The sequence below is a fragment of the Paenibacillus sp. JT31N7 genome, from assembly GCF_059692095.1.
The window spans coordinates 2,207,788-2,220,324 of the sequence record NZ_JCAUAT010000001.1; the positions used below are offsets into that span (position 1 = coordinate 2,207,788).

Genomic DNA, 12,537 nt, shown 5'->3' on the forward strand with positions numbered 1-12,537 from the left:
GTCCACTACGCTTCCTCTCCTTCCGTCATTATCGGTACCCGGATCTCGATACGGGTTCCGCTTCCCGGAGCCGTAACCAGTTGAAGAGATCCTCCGACCTCGTTCACCCGTTCCCGCATCGTAGATAAACCGTAAGATGTCTGTTTTTCCTCGTCAAGGTCGAAACCTACCCCGTTATCGCGGATAAGCAGGCGTACCCAGCCCGCTTTCTGCTGCATACGCAGCTCCAGTCTGGTCGCTTTGGAATGCCGCAGGGCATTCGACATGGCTTCCTGGACAATCCGGAACAGATGGTCCTCAATCCCTTTGGACAGGGCAATTTCATCGTCCAATTCCCAAATAAGGTCCATGGGGACTTTCGCTTTCAATTCCTGAAGCAGCCGGATCAGCCCTTCGGAAAGCTGTTTGCCTTCCAGGTGAACCGGACGCAGGTGAAGCAGCAGCGCCCTCATTTCGGACTGAGCCACGGAGGACATTTCCTCGATGAGGTGAATCTGCCGCTGGGCTTTCTCGAAGTCCTTGTCCAGCGTGCGGAGCGCCGCCGTAGCCGTCATCGAGATCGCGAAGAGCTGCTGGCTTACCGCATCGTGCAGTTCCCTTGCCAGACGCTGCCGCTCCTCAATGATGGCGGAAACCCGGGCCTTCTCCGCAAGCTGGGCGTTATTGTTCGACAGACGCTGGAGAGAAGCGACCTGCTCCTCCCACTTTTTCAGGATGCGGCCAAGCTGTTCGCCCAAACGCCCGATCTCATCCTCACCCAGTGGAGGCAGAGTCGAACGGGAAATGCTGCCGATCTCCAGCATCTGCATCGTTTCCATCAGCAGCTCCAGCCGGCGCGTCGTCCGGTTGCTGCTCCAATACCCGTAAACCGCCCCCAGAATGATCGAGCCTCCGACGAGCATGGCACCGATTTTGATCCCTTGGGCCCATGTCTCGGGCGGAGTTATAAATTTAGCGGTATAAAGCATATAAACAATAAACGTAAGCACCGCCAGACAAAGAACAATGGATTCCGCCATGCTTCGCCAGATCATATTGGTGAGTCTTTTTTTGTAGCTGTCCACGGCACCATTCTCCTCTCTTGTCAGTAGACGGTTTCGTCCTAAAGCATGCGAACGTCTATATCCCCTACGATATAAGAGACGATTAGTTTCACCTGATGTTCTCTCGTTTCGTAATTTGGAGATATCCAATTAAGTTTATTGATAACTCCGGATTCTTTTTCCAAAGGCGAACTGATCTGTCCGACCGTAACCGAAGCTTCGATAGATACGCCTATTTCTTCGGGCACAATCAGCCGCACATCCCCGATAATCCCCTGCAGAACAAGCGTCGTTTCTTTTTTCTCCAGAATCGCATACGACAGATCCAAGTGAGCTTCTCCGATAATAAACCAGATGCTGCTGTTTTTAAGCACCCAGGGCTCTTTGCCGGGACGGATGCTGTCGATCAAGGTCTGTTTCTGGATAAAATCGTCCCCGGGCTGCACCTTCTTGGACTTGATATAGAAAATCCCGAGCGAGATCAGAACAACCGCCAACACCAGCGAGAAATTGTTTCCCAGCAGAATGACGGCTCCGATGCCCATAAAGGCAATGCCTTTCTTCTCATTCTCATACCGGATTTTATAAAAGCCGAAAAACATCAGCAGCAGGGCAATCACCACAAATATACCTATCCACCGTTCCATAATGAGGAAAATCCCCATTGCGATCAACAGCATAGCCGTGTTCCGGTGTCGGTTATTTTTTGTTTGTTGTTCCATGGGGCACCTCCTTTGCGGGCTGCAGTCTGCCTGTAATCTTATCCGTCCGTTGTATCGCTTGACTCTTGCCGGTCCGTCCCCTCATTTAGAGCCGCGAATCCTTACATAGCATATCACAATCGCCTATCCTCTCCAAGATAAGAAATGATGCTTTTATTGTAGCGAATCCGGTGCGGATCCGACACCGCCTATTGGCGGTCCACTCCCCTGGACCAAGGTCGGGGAAGGCGTTTTTAACGCTTCCGGCAAGGAATAATTCAAGGGACTTTATAAGAAAATAAGTCCAACCAAACAATGGCACAAGGAGACACTTCCATGACTAAACTAAACGCTGGGGCGCGTACCGCTCTTATCGCCCTATTATGCACCGCGGCTGCCGGTTTCGTGCCTGCATCCGCCATATCCGCACAATCGGCCGCAACCGGATCATCCTCTTCCGCCACGGCCGGGACCGGAGCCTCCGCCATCGTTCTTCCCGACGGTACTTGGACAGCCAGGCTTCAGACGACGCCATCGCATGCCGTCCCTCCTTCTTCCGGAGGATTTTCCCGCGAAACTCGCGCGCAGCTTTACGATGTCGACAAACAAAAGGTCGTAGAAACCCTTATTGTCACAGACGAAATCCGCACCGAGGCTTCCCGATGGCTGGCAAGCATTAAGGACATCGCCGTTCAGACGAAAATCGACAATGTGCAGGGTGTGGTCCTGAAACTTCCGCTGGACCCTCCCCTTGCCGTAAATAACCGCTGGATGCAGGGCAGCTCCAATGAACTTTTCCTGTTTCTCGATCCCTCGCGGTTAAACGAGCCTTTGCTCCTCGTCTTCTCAACGACGGGAAAACCTTTTCTCTTTAAAACCTCCGTCCAGGTCAAGCCTTTCCTTGAAAAAGAACGGCTGCTCCGTTATCTGAAGCCCGTTCCCGCCTCCGGATAAACTGAAATTCGCCTTATTTCCGGTTGAGCGCCCATCATCCCGAACTCCCAAAACGCAACCCTATCTTCTGCCAAACGTATGTAGGGGAAAGAAGTAAAGTCGGCTCACTGGGGAAGGCGGGATACGTATGGAGGAAGATTGGAAATACCGGTACGACGAAGTTTTGAAAAAAGAAAGCCGGTTGGAAACGATTAATAAGCAACTGGAAAAGGCTCAGGCCCGGCTGAAGCAGGCCGTCGAGCAGCGGACGGCAGCCGAGAAAGCTCTAAAGAGCGAAACGCGGGATGTCGAGCGTTTGGAGAAGGCTTCCCTTACCAATTTGTTTTATACCGTTCTGGGAAGGAAAGAAGAAAAACTGGAAAAAGAAGAAGCCGAAGCGATTCAGGCCCGAATCCGTGCGGAGGAAACAAGGCTGGCGGAAGAAGAGCTAGCCCGGACGACAGCGGAACTTGAACACCGCCGTTCTTCCCTGCTAGGCTGGGAGGAAGAAGCCGCCTCTCTGCTTCAGGAAAAAGAAGAATGGCTGCGAGGCAGGAGCGAAGAATTCCGGCTGCAGCTCAATCGGCTCTACGAAGCCAAAAGGCAGGCTCTCTCCGAGACCAAAGAGCTGGACGAAGCGCTGCAAGCGGGATACGAGCTCGTCGAATCTCTCGATGAAGCTGAAAGCCTGCTGCGGTCGGCCAAAAGTTGGGGAACCTACGATATGTTCGGCGGAGGCGTGATCGCCACCCATCTCAAACGCAGCAAAGCCAATGAAGCGATGGAACAGATCGAGTACGCTCAGGGTCTGATGAGCCGCTTCAAACGCGAGCTGGAGGACGTCGGGGGCATTGCGGAGATGAACCTGGATTATAACGGTTTTCTGGGGTTTGCCGATTATTTTATGGACGGTTTTATTTTCGACTGGATTGTCCAGGGCCGGATCTCCAATCTCAAGGATGCGGTGTCCGAAAATATCGACCGTCTCCGGCAGTTGCTGCATGCGCTCCAGCTAAGATATGAAGCTCGTTTAACGGACGAAGCCGAATTAACCCGGGACATTCATCTGCTCATTGAGCGTTCTTAAGCTACGCCCCACGCTCTTCCGACAATCCCCCCGACAACCGGCGGATTTGTCGAATGGTTTTTTCGGGGCGAACCCCGAACCAGCACCGTTCATTGAGCGCTCCCAGGCTATGCCGCGCGCCCTCTCGACAATCCCCCGCCAACCGGCGGATTTGTCGAATGGCTCTCGCAGGGCACGGTCGCCCTGCGCCAAAAAGCCGTACAGCCCCGCAATATCCGGGCTGTACGGCTTTTCTTCTGCCGGACTAAAAGAAGTCCGGCAGGTAGCAGGTGCGGCGCGGCAGGACCGCCGCAAGAAGCTCCACCGATCGTTCGTCGCCTTGCAGACGACCGATCCGGTGCAGATCGCCGGCGCTCTTGGCGCCGAGCAGCAGGACGGACAGCGTGCGGATATCGCACGCTAATCCGTCCGCTGCGGCTCCGCTGCCGCCGGCGGGTTCATCCGCGGTCTTAATCACGACCGCGGAGCCTTCCGGCACGTTCAGCTTAAGCTCGAACGTGCCATGGTTCCACGGCGCCTGCTCGTCCGTTACGTGCAGGCGGAGAGACGTCTCCTGCGGCAGCCCCGTATGCCTCAGCCGCAGTTGGCCCAGGAGTCCCTCTACATCGACAATCCGGGCAGAAAAATACGAAACCAGCTCCTGTTTAATCCGAGGGTCATTCAGCTCAAAGGCCAAATCCTCGTCCGGAGGCGCCTGCATGGTCAGCTTGTCGAACATGGAATCGTGATCGCCGATGAATTTCCACAAGCCGCGCTTGGCGTCCTGATCGAGATAAACCAGCTGATGAATCTTGCACTCATGGTTTTCTATCCAATAATGCACATATCCCCTGGGTTCCCCGGCAGCGTTCAAATACACCGCGGTGTGCCCTTTCTTTTTGAATAGACGGGTTTCCCACCATTCCTCCGAACGCGCAATCGGTCCGTTGAATTTGGCCGCATACGCTTCATATATCGGGTTAAGCGCGGCTGCGCCGGGAGCTGTCCGTATGACTCTCCCTTCCGCAGGGCCGAGCTTCGGAAGCTGCGAGGTTTGAAGCTCGATTTTTTTAAAGGTCATGGCCAGCTCCCAGCCGTACTTCCGGTAAAACGCAAATGAAAACGGATGGAGATAGGAAAGGGTCTGCCCGTTCTCTTTCATCACTTCCAGCGCTTGCGACAGCAGTTGTCCCACTATTCCCTGCCTGCGATTTTCCGGCCAGCTTGCAACGCCGGCGATCCCGCCCATTTTCAGGCTTTTACCGTTCATCCAGGTTGTAAAATTCAGCAGCGTTAATTTCGAGGCCAGTTTCCCGTCGATAAAATAACCCCATGTTTCCTCGGGATTCAGGGTTGCGAGTCTTTCGACAAGCTCTTCCTCCGGCAGCTCATATTGAAAAGCATACATCGACAAATCCAGGCTGTCCCGGAGTTCTTCCCGGCGCAGTCTTCTGATTTCACTCATAGGTGTACCTCCTTTTAAACTAAAAAATACCGCGGCACTTTCCGCTTAGCCCCCGATTTGAGACATACGTCTCACGGTCGGCAGGTGGGACGGTTCGTCCCCCTGGAGCACTTTCGCCATTTCATGGCTTTCGGGTTTTACATCCAGAGCTTTATAAAATAACTCCCTTATCGCCCGGTCATCCCCGATCAGCGGCCTGACATTAAACTCATGGGACCAGTATAAGCAGGGCTTGACGTTACCGTCTGCCGTCAGCCGCAGCCGGTTGCAAGAGGCGCAGAAATGGTCGCTCACCGGATGTATGAGGCCGAATGACCCTTGCCCTCCCGCGATCCGGTAATTTTGAGAAGGGCCGTTTCCTCTCACGGAAGATATCTCTTCCACTTTCCAACCGCGTTCGGAACACCTGTCCAGCACGGACGAAAGGGGAACATACCGGAGCTTCCAGGCCTCATCCTGATGACCGATAGGCATATATTCGATAAAACGCACCTGAATGTCCTTGTCGATCGTCATTTGCAGGAAATCCCCGATTTCGTCGTCGTTAAGTCCCTGCATGAGCACGACATTCAGCTTGACGGGATAAAGCCCGACCCGCTGGGCTGCCTCAATCCCCGCCAGCACACGGCTGACGTCTCCGCCCCTTGTAATAAGCTTGAATCGATCCGGGCGAACAGAATCGAGACTGATATTAATCCGCGTCAGTCCGGCTTCTCTTAAGCGCTCCGCCTGCTGGGCGAAAAAAACGGCATTCGTCGTTAAAGCGATATCTTCGATACCCGGTATAGCGGACAGCTGCCGGATCAGTATATGCAAATCCCTCCGGACAAGCGGCTCGCCACCCGTAATTCTCAGTTTGCGTACGCCCAGCTCCGACAATACACGGACAATTTCCGTAATCTCGTCATACCTCAGAAGACGATCGTCCGGTTCGAAGGTCATCCCTTCCTCCGGCATGCAGTAGACACAGCGCAAATTGCAGCGGTCCGTAACCGAAATGCGCAAATAATCATGAATACGGTTAAATTTATCTTTAAGTAAACCCGAAGATGTCATTCCTTCACCCCACCGCTTTGCATAGGCTCCGGCGAGGCCTCCGCTTCAGCAAGTTTTTTCTCAAAAGATCCTCTCCAGCTTTCCGCAAGCGCATCGTTCGCCAATATCATACGGATTCCGGAAATATTGTTCTTATCGTGATATTTGCATCTATTTACAAATTCAACGGTTAAACCTTGAGTATGCTTAGTCACTAGCCTAAAAACAGGGTTCTCGGGAATAATGCCTTCTTTCAACACCCGGAAGTAGAACCCGGTATACCCCGTATCCTGCAATTTAACGGGGAGTTTTACATCCGAGTAACGGACGCTGAGCTTAAAACAGGGGCGTCTCGGTTGTGAAACCTGAACAAGCGTTTCCCCAAGCTGATAAATATCTCCGATACATACCTCTTCTTCTTTAAGATCGCTTACCGTGATATTTTCTCCGAATGCTCCGAAAGAAAGAGGTTGTCCGAGCTCCTTCTCCCAGTAGTCATAATAATCCGCACTGTATACGCAAAGCGCCTTGTCGGGCCCTCCGTGAACGGTCAGATCCGCCTGACCGTCTCCCTCCAGCTGTGTTTTCGACAAAAACAAGGGCTGATGTACCGGCTCTTTGTATATACCCGTTTCCACTTCTTTTCCCTGATAGACGATTCGCTTCGGCTTGCCTACGTTTATGGATGCGATTTGAGGTGTCACAGGAACACTCCCCTCCCCTCTTTTTTATCCACTATACCAAAAAATAACGGAGGAAGTCTTCCGAGCATAAAAAAATCTCCTGCTGAACCTCAAAAGGTTCCGCAAGAGATGCTTATTCAACCGCCCAGCTTGATTTTACGGTACGTATCTATAAAGGACAAAACGTCCACTCTTTTCCCCTTTTTCTTAGCCACGCTGGCCATGGATAGCAGCGTTGTCCAAAACTCATTCAAGACTTGTGCTTCCTCAGTCAATTCTTGCTTGTTTCTGCGTGGAAGTTCTCCGCGTGCTTCGTCAGAGATTAGCATTTGAACCTGCTTCCGCTTCCATTCGTCTCCCTTTACATACGTGACGCCGATCTCACGCAGCTTCTTCCGTACGGAGGTAACCGGGCGGGCAAGTTCCTTGGCAATTACCGAAGGAGGGCATTCTTTGGAAAGCATACAGAGTCTTTCCATCTCCTGTGTCGACCAAGATTTTTTCGCCATACACATCATCCCCGTTCATTTGTCGTATTGGTTGTGACCAACGTTCCGATAACTAAAGGATAGCAATAAATTGTTAAAGAAGTTTTAGGAAAATGTAATACTGCCCCCTAAAAAGGAAAAAGCCGTCCGAAGTAAGTAAAAATGTGGCAGAAATCTTTATTTTATAGGCTTTTTTAGTTATAAAAAAAGAAGCTTTTCAAATGAATGAAAAGCTTCTTTTACAACTTTAAACGATTTGCCAAATTGCACCGTTTAATTTCATTAAATTTTCTTAACAAATTCTCCATCATTAATGGAAAGTGTTTAGACGCCCAACGTACGACCCACCGGTTTGCCGTCTTCGACTTTAGTTTCCGCGACTACTTTATTGGACAGTGTGCCGATTTTTTCGATTTCGACACTCAGTTGATCCCCATCCTTCAGATAGACACGCTGTTCCCGCGGATAACCTATTGTCACCCCTTCAGGCGTCCCTGTAAGAATAATATCACCGGGCAGAAGCGTCATATGCCGGGATATGTAACTGACCAGTTCCTCCACCTTGAAAATCATATCCGCTGTCGTCGAACTTTGACGCTGCTCGCCATTGACCAGAGAGCGGATCTTCAACTCGTTCGGGTTCCCGATTTCATCTCCTGTAACGAGATACGGTCCTAAAGGAAGAAAGCCATCGCAAGACTTACCAAGAAGCCACTGGTTGGTTCTTCTCTGCAAATCTCTCGCAGACAGATCGTTTCCGCAGGTGTAGCCGAAGATATATTGTGCCGCCTCTTCCTTCGACACGTCTTTTGCTTTTTTACCGATAACGATTACCAACTCCGCCTCGTAATCCAGCTCGGAAGTTACATTAGGGAGGGAAACATCGCATTTATGCCCAGTAAGGGCATTATTGAATTTATTGAAAAGCACGGGGTGCTCCGGAATCGGAGATTTTGTCTCTTCCGCATGCTTCTGATAGTTCAAACCTACACAAATGATCTTGCCAGGTTCCGTAACGCAGGGCGCGAACACCAAGGGAGACTCCTCCAGCAGATAAGGCTCATTTACGGAAGTGTCCGGAAGATCATCGATAAGCTTTTGCAGAGACTGAATCGCCTCCGGCCCCCCCTTTATCACCTGATCCATATGGGCAGGCACACTGCCTTCCTTGTAGCCCTTCATATTTTTTAATGCTTCGGCAACGTCCAGGACACCTTGTTCCAGCCTGATACCTAGCCTCGGTCCTTGTTCACCTAGAAAAGTAAGCAGTTTCATGGATAATCCTCCTCCTATAAGCACACTTATGAATGATCGAAACTGTCTAAATCATTATTCGCTATCCTTTTTATTACCCCTTCCCAAATATCCACAAACATTGCCCATGCCGGAAAAGAAAGGCAGTCCAGCTCGTATCCCCGGCTTGTTATTTCTTTTCCTAGCGCCACCGGGTTTCATCTGCACCAGCTATCCTACTTATGGCATTTCCTCCTCTAACCAAGTCTCTCGATTACTATACGTGTATTCATCCTGTATTAAAATCCATTAGGAAAATTCATTTTTAAAATATCTTGTCGAGGAGTTTCATTCAATCATTATGCGGGTAATATTTTAGAAGGCTAATTTTGCATGATTCGCGTGCTTTTCTTAAATTATACTGTAATATGCCAAAAATTTCCGGGGAAATAATTTAGGAATATGACAATGTCGATTAGGGGAACCTGCTCCAAGTTTTCCTTACTAAATGCACTAAGTAACTGGATATACAACCTTTCCGATTAGAAGACTCTTAGAGTCTTTTTTTAAAATAAACAAAGAGCTGTCCTTTCTGTTCTCTTGTGCTTAGTTTCACTCGTCTGAAAACATGGAATATCCAAGACACCTTCGACATTATTCCAAGGCTCTAAGCGCGTCTGAAAGTGGAATTAATCAAACCCTCTTACGTTATCCTGCAGGATGACTAAAGGTGGAATTAAAGAGCAAGATAGCAATAAGACAATTCCATACCTTTAGGGATCATTCATTCGACAAGAAACTCTAGAAGCTTGTCATACATACAGTGGTCCATTCCTTGCGATGAAGCATCAACTTTTGTTATGAAGCTGTATGCATGTACTGTCCGTTCTGAAATCAAATCTGTACCGCCGAATAGTTCGGAGAACTTGTTGAACTCTTCCATGAACTGATCGAGCAGGAATTTATCCTCTTGGACACAGTAGAGGTTCTGCTGAATGGGCGTATAATTCCTTTGTTTAAAAACAAACTTTTTTGTATTTAAGGAGTATGAATACTGAGAACGGCTGTTAACTCTTCCACCTTGCGTACATGAGCATTTTTGTTTTTGTAATACATATTAAGAGGATAAGTAAGGAGAGATGCGTTATGTTTACAACTATTCATGGCTTGAAAACCTTTTATGAAGAACGAGGAAGTGGTCCGGCTGTATTGCTTCTTCACGGCTTTCCTCTGGACCACCGGATGTGGCAGGAACAGATTGCCGCGCTAGAATCGAACTACCGGGTCATTGCCCCCGACCTTAGAGGTTTTGGCCAATCAGAGCCTCACAAGGATCTTATTACGCTTGAGCACATGGCCGATGAACTTCTTCTTCTTCTGGATCAACTCCAAGTGGAAAAAGCGGTTCTCGCCGGTTTCTCCATGGGCGGCTATGTAGCGTTTAATCTCCTTCGAAAAGCACCGCATCGTTTCAATGGACTTATTCTAGCGAATACGCGCCCGGATGCTGACCCTCTGGAAGGACAAATCAACCGGATGAAAATGGCGGCTTCTCTTCTGGAGCAGGGTCCCCAAGCAGCATCAACTGCTATGATCCCTAAACTTCTATCCGAAGGAAAGAGTTCCGGACTAGCCAGCGAACTACAAGATCAGATAGACGGAATGAATCCTTTGGGACTTGTCCACGCATCCTTAGCCATGGCTTTCAGGAAAGATTCTACGGAGCTTCTGTCTACCATACAAGCCCCTACCCTTGTCATCGGTGGTGAAAAAGATTCAATCACGCCCCCGGCCATCATGAAAAAAATGGCCGATTCCATTCCGAATGCAACCTACATCGAAATTAAAGATTCCGCTCATCTTACCGTTCGGGAACATCCGGATCAAGTAAACAAAGCGATTACGGATTTCTTAAGCCATCTTCATTCTTAACAACAAAGAAAGACAGGGAGCCTACTGTACAAGACTGTACAAAAGCCCTCTGTCTTTTTCTATATTTAAAACTCTACATAAATTCTATCTATGAAAGGGAAAAAGCCTGATTCCAGTAAAACTGGAACCAGGCTTTTAGTATGCCGGTGAAGGGACTTGAACCCCCACTCCCTTGCGAGAAACGGATTTTGAGTCCGTCGCGTCTGCCATTCCGCCACACCGGCTTGTATGGCGTGCCCTAAGAGATTCGAACTCCTGACCTTTTGATTCGTAGTCAAACGCTCTATCCAGCTGAGCTAAGGGCACAAATTTATTTAGCACTTTTGGTGCCGAAGACCAGACTTGAACTGGTACGGTAGTCACCTACCGCAGGATTTTAAGTCCTGTGCGTCTGCCGATTCCGCCACTCCGGCAAAGAATGGTGGAGGCGCCACCCAGACTCGAACTGGGGGTAGAGCTTTTGCAGAGCTCTGCCTTACCACTTGGCTATGGCGCCTTGTTATAATGGAGCGGAAGACGGGAATCGAACCCGCGACCCTCGCCTTGGCAAGGCGATGCTCTACCGCTGAGCCACTTCCGCATATCATACTGGGGGTATAGGATTTGAACCTATGCATGACGGAGTCAAAGTCCGTTGCCTTACCGCTTGGCTAACCCCCAACATCTTACATTTGTCAGTGAGTATTAAGTGGGGCGGACGAGGGGAATTGAACCCCCGAATGTCGGATCCACAAACCGATGCGTTAACCACTTCGCCACGACCGCCATACAAGTATTTAATTGGCAGGGGCAGCAGGAATTGAACCCACACTAACGGTTTTGGAGACCGCTGTTCTACCTTTAAACTATGCCCCTAAACTGGTGGAGGCTGATGGATTCGAACCACCGAACTCGTAAGAGAACAGATTTACAGTCTGCTGCGTTTGGCCACTTCGCTAAGCCTCCAGGAATGGTGCCGTCGAGAGGACTTGAACCCCCAACCTACTGATTACAAGTCAGTTGCTCTACCAATTGAGCTACAACGGCACATGCAATTATCAATGGTGGCTCGGGACGGAATCGAACCGCCGACACGAGGATTTTCAGTCCTCTGCTCTACCGACTGAGCTACCGAGCCTTATTATGTTCTTAAAATCCATTTGTATACAGAGATAAAAATGGCGGAGCTGACGGGATTCGAACCCGCGGTCTCCTGCGTGACAGGCAGGCATGTTAGGCCTCTACACCACAGCTCCAAGTATTGCGGGGGCAGGATTTGAACCTGCGGCCTTCGGGTTATGAGCCCGACGAGCTACCGGGCTGCTCCACCCCGCGTCAGTAAAAAACTTATATGGTGGACGCTGACGGGATCGAACCGCCGACCCTCTGCTTGTAAGGCAGATGCTCTCCCAGCTGAGCTAAGCGTCCATAGATTTACATTATAATCATAATTATCTATTTTGTCAAAGATATAATTATGATGGTGACCCGTAGGGGATTCGAACCCCTGTTACCTCCGTGAAAGGGAGGTGTCTTAACCCCTTGACCAACGGGCCATATATAAATGGCGGAGAGAGAGGGATTCGAACCCTCGAGACGATTTCTCGCCTACACGATTTCCAATCGTGCTCCTTCGACCACTCGGACACCTCTCCATATGGCTCCCCGAACAGGACTCGAACCTGTGACAACTCGATTAACAGTCGAGTGCTCTACCAACTGAGCTATCAGGGAATAAACTATCAGGGTTGCTCCCTGAAAACTAGCAGCGAAACATGCAATCGATCCATCCAAAGATCTTGTGGTGCATTCGTACGGCGGTTAGCCGAAGAGATGCTTCCGATGCGGCCCTTCCTGTCGGAAAAGCCTGTAGGTCAAGCCCTCGACCGATTAGTATTGGTCAGCTCCGCACATTGCTGTGCTTCCACCTCCAACCTATCTACCTCGTCGTCTTCAAGGGGTCTTACATACTGGGAAAT

Annotated in this window: 10 protein-coding genes, 17 tRNA genes and 1 rRNA gene; 3 read left to right on the forward strand and 25 right to left on the reverse strand. The window is 50.0% G+C overall.

The genetic code is table 11. The features are described 5' to 3' along the window. Nucleotides 1–5: 5 nt before the first annotated feature. On the reverse strand, nt 6–1,064 hold the full coding sequence (locus AC58P5_RS10035; RefSeq protein WP_497385986.1) for a sensor histidine kinase: 1,059 nt from the start codon (nt 1,062–1,064) through the stop codon (nt 6–8). A 38-nt stretch (nt 1,065–1,102) separates the two neighbouring features. Beyond that, nucleotides 1,103–1,765, reverse strand: coding sequence for a cell wall-active antibiotics response protein LiaF (liaF, locus tag AC58P5_RS10040; RefSeq protein ID WP_497385987.1), 663 nt, complete (start codon nt 1,763–1,765; stop codon nt 1,103–1,105). A 315-nt stretch (nt 1,766–2,080) separates the two neighbouring features. Here liaF and AC58P5_RS10045 point away from each other — a divergent pair, with 315 nt between their 5' ends. Beyond that, nucleotides 2,081–2,698, forward strand: a complete 618-nt coding sequence (locus tag AC58P5_RS10045) for a hypothetical protein (RefSeq protein WP_497385988.1) — start codon at nt 2,081–2,083, stop codon at nt 2,696–2,698. 127 nt (nt 2,699–2,825) lie between these two features. Further along, entirely contained in the window at nt 2,826–3,764 is a 939-nt protein-coding gene (locus AC58P5_RS10050) for a hypothetical protein (RefSeq protein WP_497385989.1), read from the forward strand. Between the two features lie 244 nt (nt 3,765–4,008). Here the strand turns inward: AC58P5_RS10050 and AC58P5_RS10055 are convergent, their stop codons facing one another. From AC58P5_RS10055 to AC58P5_RS10075, 5 genes are all read right to left on the reverse strand, one after another. Beyond that, on the reverse strand, nt 4,009–5,208 hold the full coding sequence (locus AC58P5_RS10055) for a GNAT family N-acetyltransferase (RefSeq protein ID WP_497385990.1): 1,200 nt from the start codon (nt 5,206–5,208) through the stop codon (nt 4,009–4,011). Nucleotides 5,209–5,253: 45 nt separating this feature from the next. Beyond that, nucleotides 5,254–6,264, reverse strand: a complete 1,011-nt coding sequence (moaA, locus tag AC58P5_RS10060; protein WP_497385991.1) for a GTP 3',8-cyclase MoaA — start codon at nt 6,262–6,264, stop codon at nt 5,254–5,256. Beyond that, nucleotides 6,261–6,947: an MOSC domain-containing protein gene (locus AC58P5_RS10065; RefSeq protein ID WP_497385992.1), complete on the reverse strand. Its 687-nt coding sequence runs from the start codon at nt 6,945–6,947 to the stop codon at nt 6,261–6,263. The genes moaA and AC58P5_RS10065 overlap by 4 nt, the downstream gene beginning before the upstream one ends. A 116-nt stretch (nt 6,948–7,063) precedes the next feature. Beyond that, nucleotides 7,064–7,435, reverse strand: coding sequence for a hypothetical protein (locus AC58P5_RS10070; protein WP_016423567.1), 372 nt, complete (start codon nt 7,433–7,435; stop codon nt 7,064–7,066). Nucleotides 7,436–7,738: 303 nt separating this feature from the next. Then, complete coding sequence (locus AC58P5_RS10075) at nt 7,739–8,689, reverse strand: fumarylacetoacetate hydrolase family protein (RefSeq protein WP_497385993.1); 951 nt, start codon at nt 8,687–8,689, stop codon at nt 7,739–7,741. 1,104 nt (nt 8,690–9,793) lie between these two features. Between AC58P5_RS10075 and AC58P5_RS10080 the strand changes: the two genes are divergently transcribed. Further along, entirely contained in the window at nt 9,794–10,579 is a 786-nt protein-coding gene (locus tag AC58P5_RS10080) for an alpha/beta fold hydrolase (protein ID WP_497385994.1), read from the forward strand. A 141-nt stretch (nt 10,580–10,720) separates the two neighbouring features. On the opposite strand, the gene AC58P5_RS10085 is transcribed toward AC58P5_RS10080, so the two are convergent. The 18 genes from AC58P5_RS10085 to AC58P5_RS10170 form a co-directional block, all read right to left on the reverse strand. After that, nucleotides 10,721–10,803 (reverse strand) — tRNA-Leu (locus tag AC58P5_RS10085). A gap of 5 nt (nt 10,804–10,808) precedes the next feature. After that, nucleotides 10,809–10,885, reverse strand: a tRNA-Arg gene (locus tag AC58P5_RS10090). 18 nt (nt 10,886–10,903) lie between these two features. Then, nucleotides 10,904–10,992, reverse strand: a tRNA-Leu gene (locus AC58P5_RS10095). A 9-nt stretch (nt 10,993–11,001) separates the two neighbouring features. Continuing rightward, nucleotides 11,002–11,075, reverse strand: a tRNA-Cys gene (locus AC58P5_RS10100). A 9-nt stretch (nt 11,076–11,084) separates the two neighbouring features. Beyond that, nucleotides 11,085–11,159, reverse strand: a tRNA-Gly gene (locus tag AC58P5_RS10105). Between the two features lie 8 nt (nt 11,160–11,167). Then, nucleotides 11,168–11,239 (reverse strand) — tRNA-Gln (locus AC58P5_RS10110). Nucleotides 11,240–11,268: 29 nt separating this feature from the next. Beyond that, a tRNA-His gene (locus tag AC58P5_RS10115) sits at nt 11,269–11,344 on the reverse strand. A gap of 16 nt (nt 11,345–11,360) precedes the next feature. Further along, nucleotides 11,361–11,434: transfer RNA gene (locus AC58P5_RS10120), tRNA-Trp, on the reverse strand. A 4-nt stretch (nt 11,435–11,438) separates the two neighbouring features. Beyond that, nucleotides 11,439–11,524: transfer RNA gene (locus AC58P5_RS10125), tRNA-Tyr, on the reverse strand. 5 nt (nt 11,525–11,529) lie between these two features. Beyond that, nucleotides 11,530–11,605, reverse strand: a tRNA-Thr gene (locus AC58P5_RS10130). A gap of 15 nt (nt 11,606–11,620) precedes the next feature. Further along, nucleotides 11,621–11,696: transfer RNA gene (locus AC58P5_RS10135), tRNA-Phe, on the reverse strand. A gap of 41 nt (nt 11,697–11,737) precedes the next feature. Beyond that, nucleotides 11,738–11,814, reverse strand: a tRNA-Asp gene (locus AC58P5_RS10140). Nucleotides 11,815–11,819: 5 nt separating this feature from the next. Further along, a tRNA-Met gene (locus tag AC58P5_RS10145) sits at nt 11,820–11,893 on the reverse strand. A gap of 17 nt (nt 11,894–11,910) precedes the next feature. Continuing rightward, nucleotides 11,911–11,986, reverse strand: a tRNA-Val gene (locus tag AC58P5_RS10150). A gap of 53 nt (nt 11,987–12,039) precedes the next feature. Next, nucleotides 12,040–12,114, reverse strand: a tRNA-Glu gene (locus AC58P5_RS10155). Nucleotides 12,115–12,123: 9 nt separating this feature from the next. Then, nucleotides 12,124–12,213, reverse strand: a tRNA-Ser gene (locus tag AC58P5_RS10160). Between the two features lie 3 nt (nt 12,214–12,216). Beyond that, nucleotides 12,217–12,292: transfer RNA gene (locus tag AC58P5_RS10165), tRNA-Asn, on the reverse strand. Between the two features lie 136 nt (nt 12,293–12,428). Next, nucleotides 12,429–12,537, reverse strand: a 23S ribosomal RNA gene (locus AC58P5_RS10170); the annotation flags it as partial.